Below are 17,837 nucleotides of genomic sequence, written 5' to 3' on the forward strand. Positions count from 1 at the left end.
CAGGGTTTTCCAAGCGCCACTCACTCTGCGCCTGTTGATTCAGGTGCGTGACTGATCGACCCGGCAAGGCTCGATCCACGCAATCTAACGCTGCTGGAGAGAAACAATGGCTGACTGGCTGAATAATTTGAGGCACATGCCGCCTGGACTGAACCTGAACACAGGCGATGGCCATGCCCGTCTCGGCGTTGCTGAACGCGCGGTGGGCAAGGCGCTTCCCCCGCAAGGGCGTCAGCTTTTCGATAGCCGATTTCCGAACAATGGGCAGGTGCATTTTGACGCCCAAGGCTTTTATTCAGGTGGTTCGCAGGTAGGCAACCCGTTTATCAGCTCGGATGACCACCTGCTGGCGACCCAACTGAACAACGTTTTTTCAATGCTGGGGGATTTCAAGAAGGATGGCCGCCTGACGCTCGCCTCCTTGGAAACGATAGCCAAAGAGGACCCCAAGGAGAGCAAGGTACTTGAGCGCACAATCATGCTTGCCCGAGAAGTACTCAATCGGCCGCGGCTGGCCGATGCGATTGTTGCAAAGGGCGGTGAGATAACACCGACCAGTCTCGAAAAAGTCGCCAGTTATACCATTGGCAATACCAACCCCAACACGCAGAGTGCCGACCCTTTTCATTCCAAAACCGACGCCCAGGTGGTGCAGGCGTTCAAGGGCATGTTTGATGACTTGCGCGACAAGTCGGAAGACTCCACTTTCTTTTTTGAAAAGCACCGCTATGTCAAAAAAGACACGATTATCGAGATGAGCAAGGACCCCGACGAAACAGATAAACACGGTCAGGTAGTACGCGACGCATCCAACGGTTTTCCCAAGAAAAAATACAGCGAGCTGCAGGTCTACATGGCCAAGAACCTGGTCGAGCGGCCAGGCCTGCTGGCGTCGCTGGACAGCACCAAGGCAAACGGGACTAACATCTTCGGCAGCCACAACGATGACGGTTGGTTGAAGAACTACAGCATCGACCGCTGGTTGAAAAACGATAAGGAAGAAAAGGGCAGGTAACGTTACCTGCCTTCTATTGGGCTTCTTGATGCACGCTGGAAGCCCATGATGCAGTCATTCACACCCGCAATATTTTTCCGCCGGCGGCCACCGCCACCAGCAATATGCCAATCAGCAAGAAGGCCGTGGCCAGGCTGCTGCCATGGGCAATAAAACCGATTGCGGCAGGCCCGGTCAGGATACCGGCGTACCCCAGCGTGGTAATGGCCGGCACCGCAATGTGCTCCGGCATGACGGTCTGCTGGCCGACGGCGGTGTAGAGCACCGGTACGATATTCGAACATCCCGCTCCTACCAGCGCGTAACCGAGCAATGCAATCTCCCAGGCCGGCGACAGCGTAGCCAGGAAAATACCGCTCGCGGCCAGCGCGCCGCCCACGATGATCACCTTGGTCGCGCCGAGGCGCCGCACGATGGCATCGCCGGTCAGGCGTCCGGCCGTCATCGTCAGGGCGAAGGCGGCGTAGCCCAGGCCGGCGTATGCTTCGTCCAGGCCGCGCTCGTCACTCAGGAACACCGCGCTCCAGTCCAGCACCGCGCCCTCGGCCAGAAACACCACGAAGCACAGGCAGCCGATAAACAGCACCACGCCATGAGGTATCGCAAACGCGGGTCCCGAACTTTCGCTGCCGTAAGGCAGTAGATGCGGGCCGGCTTTGAGCAGCGCCGCGAGTGTGATCACGATCACCACCAGTGTCGCCTGAAGAGGCGACAGGCCCATCCCCAGCAAACCGGCAACGCCTGCCGCGCCGACGATCCCGCCCAGGCTGAACAACCCGTGGAAGCCCGACATCATGGTTTTGCCGCTGGCCCGTTCGACGATAACCGCCTGCAAGTTAACCGTGGAGTCCACCGTGCCCAGCCCGGCACCAAACAGGAACAGCCCGACGATCAGCAACGGGATCGAGCTGACCGTAGCCAGCAGCGGCAAGGCCAGGCAGATCATCAGAGTGCCGGCCGTGAGCACGCGTCGGCAACCAAACCGCGATGCCAGCGCACCTGCCGCCGGCATCGCGATAATCGAGCCCACCCCCAGGCACAACAGCAGCAGGCCCAGCGTCCCTTCACTCAGCCCTGCGCGAGCCTTGGCATACGGCACCAGCGGCGCCCAGGCGGCGATCCCGAAGCCGGCGATGAAAAAAGCGATGCGGGTCGACATTTGCTCCAGTCGCCCGGGAACCACGGGGGCTGAGGTAGGGATGGCAGTCATGAACAAATCCTTGGTTTTGCGTTCAACGAACGATGTCCGGCGCGACATCCTTGCACATCAGGCCTTGGTGAGCGAGCCGGGTTCCCTTGGTGTGATCGGACGTGAAGTTTATTTTTACAATCCTGGAACCCATTCGGCGCAGGCAACCACAGAGGTGCAATCGCCTGTGTGTAGGAGGCGGTCTGGAAGGTGCGTAATCCCTGTGGCAAGCGTTGAACCCCAGGGTTTCTGCGGCGGATTACCACCTTCCAGGGCGCTTTCCCCAAACAGGGCGTTCTGTAATACGCTGCTCACCCAATGTGTAGGCGCGCGGGCGGGCAAACCGATGAAAATGTACAGGCAGGCGACGCAATGACCCTGTTCTATGACGCGCGGGGCAATATTTACGGGGTGGTCAGCCCGGCATTTCTGCGAGACCAAGGCATCCCCGTGCCAGAGAGCGCTGCCCAGGCCGCGCTGACGCGTAAAGCCTGGGCCGTCGACGCTGTCGCATCCGAATGCGCCTGGGAGCCGACGCAACGCCCGGTCAATGCCAAGGCCCATCGCTGCGATGGTTTGTTGGTCGGCCCGTTTCAGTTCGAGGCACCGTTCGACCTGCTGATCGTCAACACCGACGGCTCATTGGCCGAGCGCAGTGGCAATGGTTTGACGATTTTTGCCCAGGCCCTCACGGACCAGGGCTTGCTGAGCGCGGCTTGTGAATTACGCGTGCACCATGACCAGCCCCAGGGGCCATCGCCGGTGGCGACAGGGGTCGAGCCTGCCGTGTACGAGCACCTCGCAGGGTTCTGGCTGGACCTCGGGTTGCCGGAGTTCGGGCCATCGGCCGTCGGCGCGCAGGGGGTGGAACACGCCTCGCTGGGCCGCGCCGAACTGAGCCATGTGCGCGAGCTGGCGGCGATCAATCCGCACTGGGCGCACAGTCAGTTCGTGCGGGTCGGCAACCCCCATTGTGTGACGTTGGTCGAGCAGGTCGCAGCCCTGCCGGATAACCGGCACATGCAGCACTTGGCACTGTTCGACTCGCTGCGGGCGATCGCCTTTGCGCCGCCGGTGGGGGGCGGTAAACCCTGCACGGCCGGGGTCAATTTGCAATGGGCCACAATGCTCGGCCACAACCGCATCGCGGCGCGGGTGTTCGAGCGCGGAGAGGGGCCCACTGCGTCTTCCGGCACCAGCGCGAGCGCCGTGGCCTGCGCCGCTTGGCGTGTGGGCTGGGTCGAAGGTGGCGAGGTGGCGGTGGTGATGCCGGGTGGCACGGCGCCGGTGCGTCTGCATGTCCAGGACGATGCGCTGCTGAGCGTCAGCCTGTTCGGGGCCGCACACCTTCAGGGTTGAGTCTCTTGGATGCTGGCGTCCCCATATAGGCGTCAGTTGTTTCTTTATCAAGTAACTATGTATTCGCAAGTTTTCGTAGGGCATTTCATATGTTTATGAAATAGCGCTGTGCCTCGATTTTTATTTTTTAAAAGACGCTTCCATTATCTTCGTACGAAACTTCTTTTTTATTTTTCAAACATCGATTTTCTCCCGTAATCGCTAAGCTTCAGGGCGCGAGTTTGCACTTTGCCTGCCTGGATTTTGCCGATGTTGCGGCGGCGGGATAAAAGTTCGATCACTATTTCAGCTGGGTAATAAAGGGCGGGTAACAACGGATGGTTAACGCGTTTGCGTCGTCAAGTTTCAAGTTAATACTTCCAGGCATCCATAACGACTTCAAAGTGCTGGCATTCAAAGGTCAGGAGGCTCTGGATCAACCGTTTTTCATTCAGGTACAAGTGATCAGCGAAAACCCGGACCTTGACCTGGAGGCTTTTCTTCACCAGGCGGCTTATCTGGATCTAGGCGACGCCGAAGCGGGAGTGCATGGCCAGGTCTATGCCATTGGGCGCGATGACCCCGGTCGACGTTATACCCGCTACCATCTGACATTGGCGCCGCGCCTGGCCTGCCTGGCCCATCGCCGCGACCAGCGGATTTTTCAGCAACGCAGCGTTCCGCAGATTGTTGCCGCCGTGCTCGAACACCACGGCATCCTCGCCGATGCCTACGTCTTTGAGTTGGGGCCGGTGATCTACCCGCCGCGCGCGTTCTGCGTGCAGTACGCGGAAACCGATCTGGACTTCATCCAGCGGTTGTGTGAAGAGGAGGGCATTCATTACCACTTTCGCCACAGCGAAACCGCCCACGTGCTGGTGTTCGGCGATGACCAGACGGTGTTCAATCGTCTGCCGGCGCAAGCTTATTGCGCTGCCGGTGGGCCGCAGGCGCCGATGCGCAGTGTGCAGCGGTTCGATGTGCGTTTTTCCATTCGCAGCCAGCGAACGGTGCGCCGTGACCATGATTTCGAACATCCCTCCCTGCGGCTGCAGGACAGCGCAGACGCAACCCGCGCCCAACCGCTTGAGGATTATCGCTACCCCGCCGGTTTCAGCACTCGTCTGCGCGGCCAACAGCTCGCGCGACGGGGGCTGGAGCGTCATCAACGGGATCGGCATCGAGCATTGGGCAGGAGCGATCAACCGCTCCTGCGCAGCGGATATTTTCTTGAACTGCACGATCATCCCGACCCTGTCTGCAATGACCTGTGGTTGATCACCTCGGTACGTCACGAGGGCTATCAGCCCCAGGTGCTGGAAGAAGCGGTGGTCGAGTCCGATCGACTCCAGGGCTACCGCAACCGGTTTACGGCGACCCCCTGGCGAGCGACGTATCGACCGCCGCTCAAGCATCCCAAACCGACCATCAACGGAAGCCAGACCGCTACCGTCACCGGCCCCGCTGGCGAAGAGGTGCATTGCGATGCGTACGGCCGCGTCAAGGTGCGGTTCCATTGGGATCGCCGGGATCAAGCCGACGACAAAAGCAGTGGTTGGGTGCGAGTGGCGTCAAGTTGGGCGGGGGATGGGTTCGGCGCCACGCTCATTCCTCGGGTGGGCATGGAAGTGCTGGTGACCTTTCTGGAGGGCGACCCGGACCAGCCATTGATCAACGGCTGCTTGCCCAACGCGCTGCACATGCCCAGCTATCCATTGCCGCAGCACAAGACGCGCAGTGTGCTGCGCAGCCGCAGTTCCCCGGACGGCGGGGGCTTCAATGAACTGCTGGTGGAGGATCGTCGCGGCGATGAACTCATTTACCTGCGCGCTCAACGCGACTTCGAGCAGCATGTCGGCCATGACAGCCGCCTGGAGGTGGCGGGCGAGCGGCACGAAACCATTCGCGGCTTGAGTTCAAGCCGCTTGGGTGACCAGGCGCACCAGCACATTGCCGGCGAACGCAAGGTGGTGCTCGAGGCCGATGACCACCTGCGCGTGCACGGCGGCAGCCAGGTCCATATCGGCCAGAGCCTGGTGATCGAAGCGGGGCAAGAGGTGCACGTCAAGGCGGGAGCCAGCCTGGTCATCGATGCCGGGGCACAGTTGAGTTTCAAGGCCGGGGGGGAACATCTGTTGATCCAGGCGGGCGGCATATTCAGCAGTCGCCCCATTACCGTCGGCGGCAGCCCTGCCGCCGTTCGTCCCGCCTTGCCCCTGGCGCCGGGTGATAACGTCGCGGCAGTTGCAGAGCGCGTGAATAACGTGCAGCTATCGACCGTCCAGAGCCAGATCATGGATGGGGCCAGGCAATGGGGGGCGGACTTCTGCCCGCTGTGTGAATGCTGTCGAGACAACGCGTGCGCTATCGATGGGAGGGCGGCGTGATGGACGACCTTGCTCATCACTGGATGGCCAGGCAACAGCAGGCCGGTCAGCGGTTGTGCTTGATACTCGACGGCGGCCATCAAGCGTGCGAGCGGCTATTGGCGGTGCGCGGCGTACCGCAATATCGCAGCCTTTATGCCCAGACACCGTTGGCGCAATTGGTGGCGGGGCCTTTGATTCTGCTGCTCGAGCACGCCGGCGAGCCCGCGCTACTCAGCCTTCTGCAGCATCCGCAGACGAACTGGGGGTGGCTGGGCAGCCTGGCAACCCCCGACCTGACGGGCGTGACGCAGCACTGGCGCGATCGGCTGCTTGTGGGGCCGCAGGGGGATCAGGCGCTCTATCGCTTTCACGACAACCGTACCTTTGCACGCGCCCTCGAGCATTTGGCGCCGCAGCATTGGCCGTCGTTTCTCGGGCCGCTGGTCAGCGTGTGTTATTGGCACGCGCAACGCTGGCACAACGTGGACAACCCGGCACCCGGCGAGTACCCGGCCCCCGATCCCGCTCCCTGGCTCAATACACCCAACCCCCAGGCCAACGCGATCCTGCATGCCAATATCCTGCGTTACCTGCTCGCCAGGCACAGCGAGGACCTCGCGGCATTGGTCGAATTCCAGGATGCGAGCGCCTGGCTTGCCCATGTGCTGGAGCAGGCACGTGCCTGGCAATGGAACCGGACGCAACAGCTGGAATTCCTGGTGGTCCGCAGGCTGGAAGAAGCCACTCGCACCAGCGTGATTCGCTGGCCGCCCATGACCGGCGAGGCACCTGAAGAACACTTTCAACGCGTGGTCGAACAATGGCGCTCAGTGGAGAAGATCGATGAATAAACGAGGGTGGCACGCAGGGTTCTTACTGGGCATGGCGGGGTTGACGGGGTGCACGTTGAAACCAGTGGACAGCTTTACGCTGGAAGTGGATTTGCCCGCCCAATTCGAACTCAAAACCGCGGCCAACTACGGACCCGCGACGGGCGAAACCTGCACCTTGCCCAGGCGTCGAGGTAAACGGCCTGAGCGAAAGGTATTTTTTACGGAATACAAGGCTGTGGCCAGCCGGGTCAGTTATGAGCTGCCGTTGAGTGAAAGGGTGCAGGGGTGCCCGTTGGTATTGCGCAGTGTGGAGTTTGGTTTTACTGCGAAATGGGGGGCGAGGAGTACGGATGTCGGGTTGGATAGTGGAGTCATTGGTATTCGAGACCGGTTGGAAGGAAACATGCCGGGTATGCCTGACTCGGGTGTTCAGGAACTGCGAGGGGAATGTCACTGGCTGTTTCGAACGGCAGGTTCGCAGCACGCAATTATAAAAATTCTCAAATGCAACGAGTTGGACGCCAATCATCAACTGTTGCAGACGCAACCTGGAGGCATTGCGCAACGAGATCATTTAAGGGGAAGAACACTGAGATTTGGGATGACGCTGAGTGAGAAGGAACTGCCGGCGATTAGTGACAACTGGGTCGCTGTACCCGGCGGTTGGAAACGGTGCAGAGGGGTTAACTTCGAAGATCGTTACGCTTTCTGCAATGGTGATTTCACTCATTTCAAACCTATAAAGATGCCGGATGGCCGCACATGTGATGTGTATCCATCTTGCAATTAACCAAGGAGCCGGCTCATGAGTCTGGATGCACGGAAGCAACCATTTTTTAATAACAGCAGACCTGCTTGCCCGTTGCGAGGCGACTGGGTGAGCTTTCGCCTGGTCGATGAATTCGGAGTAGGAAGTGGCTATGGCGGGTTGCCCTTCACATTGCATGACAGCGCAGGGCAAAGATACGAAGGCAGACTTGACGCCGACGGATTCGTCAGACTGGAAGATATTTATTGCGGCCCCGTGGTTGTTGTTTTCGACGCTCTCTATACAGGCGTTGATCAGCTGTATCGGCGGTTAATGGCGCGAAGCAGCTATCCGTTGCCTATTACCGAACTTCAGTTTCGGGCGGAACACACTCGATTCGCCACACCTGGCGGTAGTCGCACTGACAATAATCCTGCTCGACAGCAGGCGAACAAGTTTTATCAAGTTGAGGTGCGCGATTTAGTTCGACATGTTGCTCATTTACCACCGCCGGCCCTTCGGGCGCATCATCCCCAACGGCATGCTCTGAAAATGTTGTCTGATCTGGGGTTTGGTGCGCCCCAGCCTGTTTTGTCCGGGATCGTATTATTTCCCAACAACTACACGGTGTTGGAAGTGCGCCCGCTGCGCGCTTTACGTCCAGTCCTCTCCAGCGACGACAGCTTTAGTGCTTTGAATCTGTATCAGTTGTCATTGATGGCCGCTCTGAGTTATTGCGATTTTGGTCAGGAACCGCCAGTAAAACCCGTAGATCAGGTCCACTTCCCTCTGAGTCCAAGTGTCGGCAATCTGTTTGCGGAACAGCTATCCAACTACGCAGAAGCATGGAAAATCGATCCAAACCAGACACAACGTTTTTACCCGCTGTATGAAGACGTTCCTTATTCGCGACGATTTGAGATTCTTCCTTTTGACCCGCAGTTGTATCCACAAAATCGTCCCGAGCTCGGCAAAGAGCAGCAGCACCCCGCAAGTTTGCACTTCTTTGATGACGAAAAATTTGGGACTGACACACAGGCTTTCATCACTCACCATGACGAGGTGATCTTGATTTCCGTGCGAGGGACGTTCAGTAATGCTGATGCGTTACGGGACGCAAATGCCCACCAGGTGCCTTTCGGGGATGGTATCGGTAAGGCGCACGAAGGTTTTTATCAGGCCTACCGGGCGATGCGCGACTTTGCGCTGAGCTACCTCAGCCAGTTTCATATGGAGCAGCGAATAGTTATTTGCGGACACAGCCTGGGCGGTGCAATTGCATTGCTGCTGGCGGAGGGCTTACGCCGTACTGCTGATCGTGACTACAACATCCTCCTCTACACCTACGGCGCCCCCCGCGCCGCCGATTCCGAATTCGTCGCCGGTGCTTCCGCCCTGGTCCATCACCGTATCGTCAACCACAACGACCCGGTCCCCAGTGTTCCGGCACCGTGGATGAACACCACCGCCAAGCTGTGGGTTCCCGGTGCGGTTACCGTGTTCAGCGCGCCTATCCCCGGTGGGCTGTTGTTCGCCACGGGGTTGGTGCGCGTGGGTGGCAATCCTTACCAGCACCACGGCGAGCAGCAACACTACATGCCGATCACGTTGGCCGATGGCACCCAGTCTTCGGTGCTATGGAAACCTGGTTGCGAGTCCATCCAGGAGGCTGGAGCCAACCGTGCACTGCAACTGCAGGGCGATACGCCCTTGCGTGAGAACTTCCTGAGGCAGTTGTTCCAGGCGAGTCAGCACTTTATGACTGCCAGTTACATCCCGGCCGCCTGGGCCACGCTGCGGCGCTGGCAGCAGACCCTGGAGCACCAGAGCTCGCTGGTGACACACAGCGAATACGAACAACTGGATCGCGCGTTGGAAAGCATGCGCCAGCAATTGCGCGACAAGCGACGTGAGCTGGACCGTCGTCCCGCGCCGAATGAGCGCAGCCATGTGCCTGAGCACTATCATCAGGCGTTGAATGCTGAGATCGATCGTTTGCATACCAGCCGCCGGCGCCTGGAAAGTCTGCGCTGGCGCCGCCTGGATGCGCGGGATGTGTACGGCAGCCACGCCCAGGCCGCGCACCTGCAACCCAGCCTCAAGCGCTGGTTCAGTCATCGCGAAAACCGCGAGACGCCACCGGCGGCGAGCATTCCACCCGCCACGTCCAGTGAGCGTGGGAAGGCGCAGCCACTGGATATCGACTCGATTGTCTGAACCGCCCGCTTACATGAACGCCACCTGCGCGGGCTGGCGTTTCATCAACACCTTGCCGTTGCGGATCGAATAGAGCGGCAGGCCCTGGCTGCGGATCACCTCGTAGTCGCTGTCTGCCGAGAGGATCAACAGGTTGGCCGGGCGCCCCGGCTCCAAGCCATAGCGCTCGCCCAAGCCCATCGCCTTGGCGCTATTGTCGGTGACCAGGTCGAGGGCGCTTTGCAGGTTGCGATAACCGAGCATATGGCAGATATGCAGACCGGCTTCCAGCACGCGCAGGATGTTGCCGTTGCCCAGGGGGTACCACGGGTCGACGATGGAGTCCTGGCCGAAGCACACGTTCATGCCGGCTTCCAGCAACTCGTTGACTCGCGTCACGCCACGACGCTTCGGGAAGCTGTCGAAGCGTCCTTGCAGGTGGATGCTCTCGGTAGGGCATGAGACAAAACTGATACCGGAATGCCCTAGCAGGCGGAACAGTTTGGCGCAGTAGGCATTGTCATAGGAACCCATCGCGGTGGTATGGCTGGCGGTGACGCGTGCGCCCATGTCGCGGCTGCGGGCTTCTTCGGCGAGCACTTCAAGGAAGCGCGAGTGGGGGTCATCGGTTTCGTCGCAATGCACATCCACCAGGCAGCCGCTGCGTTCGGCCAGGTCCATCAGGAATTTCACCGAACTCACGCCCTGATCGCGGGTGTATTCAAAATGCGGAATGCCGCCGACGACATCGGCGCCCATGCGGATGGCTTCCTCCATCAGTTCGCGGCCATTGCGGTAAGACTCGATGCCTTCCTGGGGAAAAGCCACGATCTGCAGATCGATCAGGTGCGCGCTTTCTTCGCGCACCTGCAGCATGGCCTTGAGCGCGGTGAGCTGCGGGTCGGTAACGTCGACGTGGGTGCGTACGTGCTGAATGCCGTGGGCGGCCAGGGCCTGGATGGTCTTTTGCGCGCGTGTGCGGGTGTCTTCCTGGGTGATCGTGGCTTTGCGTTCGCCCCAGCACTCAATGCCCTCGAACAGCGTGCCGCTCATGTTCCAGCGTGGCTCGCCGGCGGTCAGGGTGGCATCGAGGTGGATGTGCGGTTCGACGAAGGGTGGGATCACCAGGTTGCCGGCGGCGTCCAGGTCGTCGGGCCCCAGGGCCGGCACGCTGGTTTGTGCGGTGATGCTGGCGATCCGGCCGTTTTCCAGGTGCAGATCATGCAGGCCTTCACGGTGGCGCAGGCGAGCGTTGATGATGTGCATGGGCTAGTTCCTCTTGGCAAAAAATATCGGGCAGATTGCCGCCGGACTCTCGGGTCGGCGTTCAGGCGGTCATGGCGATTGGTCCGCGTCAGGCCGCGAGGCTCTGGCGCGGTGTCGCAGCGGGTTCTGCCGGTGAGGTTAGCATTCCTGTGAAAGCAGGTTCATGCCTGGGCGTCAGCCAGCGGCGCACGCACACGCAGGAGGGCGATCAATAGGATGTAGGTCAGCGATGCCGCACCAATTCCCACCAGCGGCGCGACCCACGGCGAATTGAACGCCAGCACGGTGCCCACCCCATAGGCCAGCAGCCCCGGCCAGTTGAACGCGGGCAGGCGTGCATCCGCCAGGCGCGGGTAATGACCGCGGTAGCGGTAGAAGAAGTCCGCCATGATCACGCCGCCTATCGGTGGGATTACCGTGCCCAGCAGAATCAGGTACGGCACCAGCATGTCGTACATGCCCAGCAATGCCAGCAGGGTGCCGATCACCGCGCCGGCCAGGGTCACGGTCTTGCGGCGTCTGGTGCGCAGGAGGTTGCAGCCGGCCACGGCGAAGTTGTAGATGGTATTGTCCTGAGTGCTCCAGATATTGAGCAGCAGCATAGCCATTGCGGCCATGGCAAAGCCCTGCAGCAGCAACACTTCCACAACATCGGGCTGTTGATAGACGATCGCGCCATACGCCCCGATCAGCACCATCAGCCCATTGCCGATAAAGAAGCCGATCAGGCTGGCCAGCACCGCGACCTTGGCCGAGCGGGAAAACCGCGTCCAATTGGTGGCCTGGGTCGCGCCGCTGACAAAGGTGCCGAACACCAGGGTAATCGCCGTGGAAAGGTCCAGTTGGCCGGTCGGCTTCACGGCCAGCAGGCCATCCAACCCACCGATTTTCACCGTAGCCACCCACATCGACAGCACCAGCAGGATGCCCATGGCCGGCACCGCGATGTAGGACAGAATCTCCAGCCCGCGATAGCCCACGTAGGCCGTGGCGCAGAACACCAGCCCGAACAGCACCATCAACCCCAGCACGCTGCCCTGGCTCAGTTCGAAATATTTACCGAGCACCACGGCGGCGGTGGCGGTGCCCCAGGCGTACCAGCCGATCTGGGTAAACCCGAGGATCAGGTCGCTGAGCTTGCTGCCCACCTCGCCAAAGCAGAAGCGTCCCATCAACACCGAGTTCAAGCCGCTTTTAAAGGCGATATAGCCCAGGCCTGCGGCGTAAATACCCAACAGCAGGTTACCCAAGGCCACGACGCCGAGCATCCCGGTGAAGCTGAACGCCACCCCCAGTTTGCCGCCGGCAAACATGGTCGCGGTAAAAAAGGTAAAGCCCAGCAGCACCATGGCGGTGGACGCCAAGCCTTTACGTGCATGCATCGGGACTTCGCTCAAGGGGTAATCGTTGCCCGGTTCGTGCTGCGTCATGTGCCTTGCTCCCTGAATGAGTGACGCAGGCCTGCTGCACCACGCGTGCCAAACGGGCAGCAGTGCGTAAATCGAGGCAGGAACGGAGCAAAACAGGCGGTTCGCGATGCCCTTGAGGGACGAAAGCGGTGCAGCAGTGACACAAAATAGATCAGCCGGACGGCCCTGTGACGAGGGAGCGGGTGTCCTCGCCACAGTGTGTGTTTACTGGCGGTTATTCACCGCGATAGATGCAGCCGCTGGTGCAGGTTTCGTGGATACGAATCGCGCTCAGCTCCGGCAGCAGCGGTTTGAGTTCAGTCCAGATCCATTTGGCCAGCACTTCGCTGGTGGGGTTTTCCAGGCCGGGAATGTCGTTGAGGTAATTGTGGTCGAGGCGTTCGTAGAGCGGCTTGAAAATCGCCTTGATCTCCGAGAAATCGCGAATCCAGCCGGTGTGGGGATCCAGGTCGCCGCTCAGGTGGATCGCCACCTTGAATGAATGCCCATGCAGGCGCCCGCATTTATGGCCGTCCGGTACGTGCGGCAGGCGGTGGGCGGATTCGAATGTAAATTCCTTGAAGATTTCCACAGTATTTTCAGCTCGGTCAGGTATCTGGCAGCCGGCGAGTTTAACAGCTTGCTCCCTCGCCGCGCATACCGCTCGGTCAAAGCGCCTGCAGGCGCTCGCCTAGCCCACCGTTATCGGCCAATTGCAGAAACTCATCCCCCAGCCGCCGGCTCTCGCTCATTGCGGCCTGCCAGTACTTGTTGCGACTCGGATCGTCGCCCATGAAACGCTTGAAGTCGCTGCGATCCGGCAGTTTGCCGTGGGGCAGGCGCGCCAGATACTCCCTGGAGGGCGCGAGCAGCAACACATCCTGCAAGCCTTGCGGATTGCTGCGCCGCCAGGGCAGACCTTTGTCGAACCAGCCGGGGATGACCCGATCGGTGAAGTGCGGGTACAGCACGATGTCGTCGCCGTGGTAGGGCAGGTCGAGGTGGTAGTCCAGCAGGCCGCCGTCGCGGTAGGTACCCTGGCCGGCGCCGGGCAGGTCGCGCACGCCTTGCATCACCATCGGGATCGAGCCGGATGCCAGCAATGCCTGGCGCAGGTTGCCCACGTCCAGATCGAGAAAGCGCGACGTAAAGTCCTTGAGCGGATGCACCGGCGGCGGCTGGCGCGGGTCGTGGACGATCAGGCGTTCGAAGTGCCGCGCCAGCCGCGCGCGGCCGCGCAGGTTGTCGGCAATCACCGACGAAAGGCCCAATCCCAGGCGCCCGCGATGGTCATCGGCGAGCAGCCCATGGGTCTTGACCACCATGATGTTGAGCCGGTAATCGGGGTTGTCCAGCACCCGTGCATCGCGCCCGGCCAGTAGATCGTCGAGCATGCGCACGCAGCTCTGGCTCACCTGGGCCATGGTCACGCCCTTGGCGAAACGTTGCTCGTTGTACAGGCGGCCGAGGTCCAGCAGACCTTGCACCGGGTCCGGCAGGCAGGCGCTGGCGAAGCGCCAGGAACCAATCGACGCACCGATCAGCGCGCGTTGCCGTGGTGCGCGGGGCAGCCAGTCGCCGAACAGCGCCAGGTCAAGGCCCTGGATGCCCAAGGCCTTGGGCCCGCCGGCCGCGCCTGGGAGTATGCCGACATCCGCAGGTGCAAGGCCCCGCTCACGAATGCGCGACAGGGCGCGTTTGCCGGCTTTGAGGGTCAGCGCGGGGAATTTGATATGGATGGCTGTCATACCGATCTCTGGTCAAGCGAGGTGTAGGCGCACATGCGCTCGCGAAAAGTGTTAACCATACCGCGTGAATCCTGAATAAACACCGTTGTTTGTGGCGCCGGCTCGGAATTGCCATGGTGGCAATTCAGTTTCAATTAAGTTGCGACGGCTACCGTGACCGACGTAGGAAAACATCGTGTTACGGAGACTCATCATGAAGAGCCTCACAGCTCTATTCGCCGTCGGTATGATCGCCTGCATGGCGAACCAGGCCGGCGCCGTGGATCCCGACAAACCACTGACTGTGCCCGCCACTGTTACAATCGTCGCTTTTGATCAACTGGAAGCTGCGGCGCTGGCCCTGCATCCCGGTTCGACGTTGCTGGACACCGACCTGGACGAGGAATACGGCAAATACCTGTATCAAGTCGAACTGGAAGATGCCCACGGCGTTGAATGGGACATTGAATTGGACGCGCTCACCGGGCTGGTTCTCAAGAATCATCAGGATACGTAATGAAGGTAAATTTACGCGCCGGCGGCCGATGGGCGCTGGTGCTCATGGTGTTCTGCTCAGGCCTGGCGGCGCGCGATCTCAACCAGGATGAAGCCCTGGCGCTGCGCCAGCAGGGGGTGATCCTGCCGCTGGAGCAATTGCTGCAGCAGGCCATGGCGCGGCATCCCGGCTCGCGTCTACTGGAAGCCGAGCTTGAAAAGAAACACGGGCAATATGCTTATGAAGTGGAGCTGGTAACCACCGACGGCGTGGTGCGCGAAATCAAGCTGGACGCCACCAGCGGCGTGCTGATCAAAGACGAGGAAGACTGATGCGCCTGCTCCTGGTGGAAGACAACGTACCCCTGGCCGACGAACTGCTGGCCGGCCTGCAGCGGCAGGGCTATGCCGTCGATTGGCTGGCCGACGGGCGCGACGCCGTGTATCAGGGCCGCAGCGAACCTTACGACCTGATCATTCTCGACCTTGGCCTGCCCGGCCTGCCGGGGCTCGAGGTGCTGGCGCAATGGCGCGCGGCGGCACTGGCCACCCCGGTGCTGGTGCTGACCGCCCGTGACTCCTGGGCCGAGCGTATCGAAGGGCTCAAGGCCGGTGCCGACGATTACCTGAGCAAACCCTTTCACCCCGAAGAGTTGCACCTGCGCATTCAGGCGTTGCTGCGCCGCTCCCACGGCCAGGCCAACCAACCCACCCTGCACGCCGCCGGCCTGCACCTGGACGAAGGGCGCCAGTGCGTACTGCGCGACGGCGACGAAATCCAGCTGACTGCCGCCGAGTTCCGCCTGCTGCGTTATTTCATGTTGCACCCTGAGCAAATCCTGTCCAAAAGCCATCTGGCCGAGCATCTGTATGACGGCGAAACCGAGCGCGACTCCAACGTACTGGAAGTGCACGTCAATCACCTGCGTCGCAAGTTGGGCCGCAGCGTGATCGAAACCCGACGGGGCCAGGGCTATCGGTTTGGCGCCGGCGCGGCATGAAGTCGATTCAACGACGCCTGAGCCTGGGGCTGGTCAGCGTGATGGTGATCGTCGGGGTAGTGCTGGCGCAAACCAGCCTGTGGTTGTTCGAAGCCGGGCTGCAACGTTACCTGGAGGCGGGCTTGCGCAATGACGCTGAGAACCTGCTGGTGGCGTTGGTGCGTGGGCCCAATGGCGTACAACTGGACGAACACCGTCTGTCGCCGGCCTATCAGCGGCCATTTTCCGGGCATTATTTCCGTATCGATTTCGCCGACACCCATTGGCGCTCCCGCTCCTTGTGGGATCAGGAACTGCCGCGCCTGTCCGAGGCCGGTCTGAAAGGCAATCTGCAACTGGGGCCTGAAGGCCAGCAATTGCTGGTCCTGCGCTCGGACTACAAGCGCTTCGGTCATTCGATCTCTATCAGTGTGGCGCAGGACTACACACCCGTGCGCGAAAGCTTTCGCATGATGCGTCGGATCGGTCTGGTGCTGGGGCTGGCGGCGTTACTGCTGGTGCTGGCGCTGCAGCGCATCACCGTGCGCCGCGCCCTGCGCCCGCTGGAAACCGCGCGCAACCAGATCGCCCAATTGCAGCAGGGCCAACGCTCGCAGCTCGACACCCAGGTGCCGCTCGAACTGGAACCGCTGGTGGCGCAGATCAACCACCTGCTGGCCCACACCGAAGACAGCCTCAAACGCTCGCGCAATGCCCTGGGCAATCTCGGCCACGCCTTGAAAACCCCGTTGGCGGTGTTGCTGAGCGCGGCGTCCAGCGAGGCGCTCAAGGACCGCCCCGAGCTGAGCCAACTGCTGCGCGACCAGTTGGAGCACGTGCAACAACGCCTCAACCGTGAACTCAACCGCGCGCGCCTGGCCGGTGAAACCCTGCCGGGCGCCTTGTTCGATTGTGAACAGGAACTGCCGGGTCTGCTCGCCACCCTCAATATGATCCATGGCGAGCACCTGGACCTCAGCTACCGCACACCTCCCGGTCTGCATTTGCCATGGGATCGCGAAGACCTGCTGGAATTGCTCGGCAACCTGCTGGACAACGCCTGCAAATGGGCGGATGCCGAGGTGCGCCTGACCATCAGCGAAACGCATACACATTACCTGCTGGCGGTGGAAGACGACGGCCCCGGCATTCCCGAAGCCCAGCGCGACCAGGTATTGAGCCGTGGCGCGCGTCTGGATGAACAGGTCGACGGTCACGGCCTGGGATTGGGTATCGTGCGCGATATCGTCGAGGTGTGGGACGGCGTGTTGCAGCTGCAGCAGAGCGAGTGGGGCGGTTTGAAGGCGCTGATCGAATTACCCAAACGCCATGCGTGACGCATGGCGATCGGGAGTACGCCTCGTTGAAAGGTCTTCAACCTTCACACCCGGAACTGATCCATCAACCCCTGCTGCTGGTTGGCCAGACTGTTCAACGCCTGGCTCACCCGCGCCGATTCATTGGCCTGCTCCGACAGCGACTCGGTCACATCGCGAATGGTCGCCACGTTGTTGTTGATCTCCTCGGCCACCGCGCTTTGCTCTTCGGCGGCACTGGCGATCTGCAGGTTCATGTCGCTGATCACGGTGACCGCGTCGCCGATCTGGCGCAGCGCGGTAACGGCCTGGCCGACCTGTTCGACACTGCCCTGAGCCTGGCGATAGCTGTTGCCCATGGCGCCCACTACGTCGGTGGTGCCGCTCTGCAGGTGTTCGATCACCAGGCGGGTTTCTTCCACCGATTCCTGGGTGCGTTGCGCCAGGTTGCGCACTTCGTCGGCTACCACGGCAAAGCCACGGCCGGCCTCACCGGCACGGGCGGCTTCAATCGCAGCGTTAAGCGCCAGCAGGTTGGTCTGCTCGGCGATGCCGCGGATCACCTCCAGCACCGAACCGATTTTTTCGCTGTTGGCTGAAAGGCCTTCGACCCGCGTCATGGCCGTGCTCATGTCTGCCGCCAATTGGTCGATATTGGCGGTGGTGCGGTCGATCACGGTGAGGCCGGCGCGGGTGGCCCGGTCGGCATCGCGCGCGGCCTGGGCCGCCTGTGCCGCGCTGCGGGCCACGTCCTGGGCGGTGGCGCTCATTTCATGGGAGGCGGTGGCCACCTGGTCGACCTGGCGATACTGCTGCTCCATGCCGGCGCTGGTCTGGGTGGCGATCGCGGCGGATTGGTCGGCGGTGCCACGGGCGTCCTGCACCGAGCGTTTGACCTCGGCGATGATCGGCTGCAGTTTGTCGAGGAAGCGGTTGAACCAGCCGGCCAGTTGGCC

At 61.2% G+C, this 17,837-nt stretch carries 16 protein-coding genes; 10 read left to right on the forward strand and 6 right to left on the reverse strand.

Annotated elements, in window-relative coordinates; genetic code table 11:
* The first annotated feature begins 106 nt into the window (after positions 1 to 106).
* Positions 107 to 1,015 (forward strand): hypothetical protein, encoded by a 909-nt coding sequence (locus PSH94_RS09675; RefSeq protein WP_253506363.1) that lies wholly within the window; start codon positions 107 to 109, stop codon positions 1,013 to 1,015.
* A gap of 58 nt (positions 1,016 to 1,073) precedes the next feature.
* Here the strand turns inward: PSH94_RS09675 and PSH94_RS09680 are convergent, their stop codons facing one another.
* On the reverse strand, positions 1,074 to 2,225 hold the full coding sequence (locus PSH94_RS09680; RefSeq protein ID WP_181081369.1) for an MFS transporter: 1,152 nt from the start codon (positions 2,223 to 2,225) through the stop codon (positions 1,074 to 1,076).
* A gap of 351 nt (positions 2,226 to 2,576) precedes the next feature.
* Between PSH94_RS09680 and PSH94_RS09685 the strand changes: the two genes are divergently transcribed.
* The 5 genes from PSH94_RS09685 to PSH94_RS09705 all read left to right on the forward strand — a co-directional run bounded on the left by PSH94_RS09685 (position 2,577) and on the right by PSH94_RS09705 (position 9,709).
* Entirely contained in the window at positions 2,577 to 3,563 is a 987-nt protein-coding gene (locus PSH94_RS09685; protein ID WP_305437271.1) for a diaminopimelate epimerase, read from the forward strand.
* A gap of 317 nt (positions 3,564 to 3,880) precedes the next feature.
* The gene (tssI, locus tag PSH94_RS09690) at positions 3,881 to 5,929 is read left to right on the forward strand and encodes a type VI secretion system tip protein TssI/VgrG (protein WP_305437273.1); all 2,049 of its coding nucleotides are present in this window, start codon (positions 3,881 to 3,883) and stop codon (positions 5,927 to 5,929) included.
* Positions 5,929 to 6,762 (forward strand): DUF4123 domain-containing protein, encoded by an 834-nt coding sequence (locus PSH94_RS09695; protein WP_305437275.1) that lies wholly within the window; start codon positions 5,929 to 5,931, stop codon positions 6,760 to 6,762. The genes tssI and PSH94_RS09695 overlap by 1 nt, the downstream gene beginning before the upstream one ends.
* On the forward strand, positions 6,755 to 7,534 hold the full coding sequence (locus tag PSH94_RS09700) for a hypothetical protein (protein ID WP_305437276.1): 780 nt from the start codon (positions 6,755 to 6,757) through the stop codon (positions 7,532 to 7,534). The genes PSH94_RS09695 and PSH94_RS09700 overlap by 8 nt, the downstream gene beginning before the upstream one ends.
* Before the next feature lie 15 nt (positions 7,535 to 7,549).
* Positions 7,550 to 9,709 (forward strand): lipase family protein, encoded by a 2,160-nt coding sequence (locus PSH94_RS09705; protein ID WP_305437278.1) that lies wholly within the window; start codon positions 7,550 to 7,552, stop codon positions 9,707 to 9,709.
* A 9-nt stretch (positions 9,710 to 9,718) separates the two neighbouring features.
* On the opposite strand, the gene codA is transcribed toward PSH94_RS09705, so the two are convergent.
* The 4 genes from codA to PSH94_RS09725 form a co-directional block, all read right to left on the reverse strand.
* Positions 9,719 to 10,954 (reverse strand): cytosine deaminase, encoded by a 1,236-nt coding sequence (gene codA / locus PSH94_RS09710; protein WP_253506388.1) that lies wholly within the window; start codon positions 10,952 to 10,954, stop codon positions 9,719 to 9,721.
* Positions 10,955 to 11,115: 161 nt separating this feature from the next.
* The gene (codB, locus tag PSH94_RS09715; protein WP_181081376.1) at positions 11,116 to 12,384 is read right to left on the reverse strand and encodes a cytosine permease; all 1,269 of its coding nucleotides are present in this window, start codon (positions 12,382 to 12,384) and stop codon (positions 11,116 to 11,118) included.
* A gap of 214 nt (positions 12,385 to 12,598) precedes the next feature.
* Complete coding sequence (gene queD / locus PSH94_RS09720) at positions 12,599 to 12,955, reverse strand: 6-carboxytetrahydropterin synthase QueD (protein WP_017736453.1); 357 nt, start codon at positions 12,953 to 12,955, stop codon at positions 12,599 to 12,601.
* 76 nt (positions 12,956 to 13,031) lie between these two features.
* Positions 13,032 to 14,111, reverse strand: a complete 1,080-nt coding sequence (locus PSH94_RS09725) for a patatin-like phospholipase family protein (protein WP_266248759.1) — start codon at positions 14,109 to 14,111, stop codon at positions 13,032 to 13,034.
* A gap of 193 nt (positions 14,112 to 14,304) precedes the next feature.
* Between PSH94_RS09725 and PSH94_RS09730 the strand changes: the two genes are divergently transcribed.
* From PSH94_RS09730 to PSH94_RS09745, 4 genes are read left to right on the forward strand one after another with little or no spacing between them, the layout of a single operon-like run.
* The gene (locus PSH94_RS09730) at positions 14,305 to 14,607 is read left to right on the forward strand and encodes a PepSY domain-containing protein (protein WP_181081379.1); all 303 of its coding nucleotides are present in this window, start codon (positions 14,305 to 14,307) and stop codon (positions 14,605 to 14,607) included.
* Positions 14,607 to 14,918 (forward strand): PepSY domain-containing protein, encoded by a 312-nt coding sequence (locus PSH94_RS09735; RefSeq protein ID WP_181081380.1) that lies wholly within the window; start codon positions 14,607 to 14,609, stop codon positions 14,916 to 14,918. The genes PSH94_RS09730 and PSH94_RS09735 overlap by 1 nt, the downstream gene beginning before the upstream one ends.
* Positions 14,918 to 15,586 (forward strand): response regulator transcription factor, encoded by a 669-nt coding sequence (locus PSH94_RS09740; RefSeq protein ID WP_181081381.1) that lies wholly within the window; start codon positions 14,918 to 14,920, stop codon positions 15,584 to 15,586. Before PSH94_RS09735 ends, PSH94_RS09740 begins: the two co-directional genes overlap by 1 nt.
* Positions 15,583 to 16,902, forward strand: a complete 1,320-nt coding sequence (locus PSH94_RS09745) for a sensor histidine kinase (protein WP_305437283.1) — start codon at positions 15,583 to 15,585, stop codon at positions 16,900 to 16,902. Before PSH94_RS09740 ends, PSH94_RS09745 begins: the two co-directional genes overlap by 4 nt.
* A 44-nt stretch (positions 16,903 to 16,946) precedes the next feature.
* Here the strand turns inward: PSH94_RS09745 and PSH94_RS26050 are convergent, their stop codons facing one another.
* A complete protein-coding gene (locus PSH94_RS26050; protein WP_370694768.1) occupies positions 16,947 to 17,702 on the reverse strand; it encodes a methyl-accepting chemotaxis protein in 756 nt (251 codons plus the stop codon).
* Between the last annotated feature and the right edge of the window lie 135 nt (positions 17,703 to 17,837).

The sequence above is a fragment of the Pseudomonas sp. FP2254 genome, assembly GCF_030687695.1.
GTDB classification, from domain to species: domain Bacteria; phylum Pseudomonadota; class Gammaproteobacteria; order Pseudomonadales; family Pseudomonadaceae; genus Aquipseudomonas; species Aquipseudomonas quebecensis.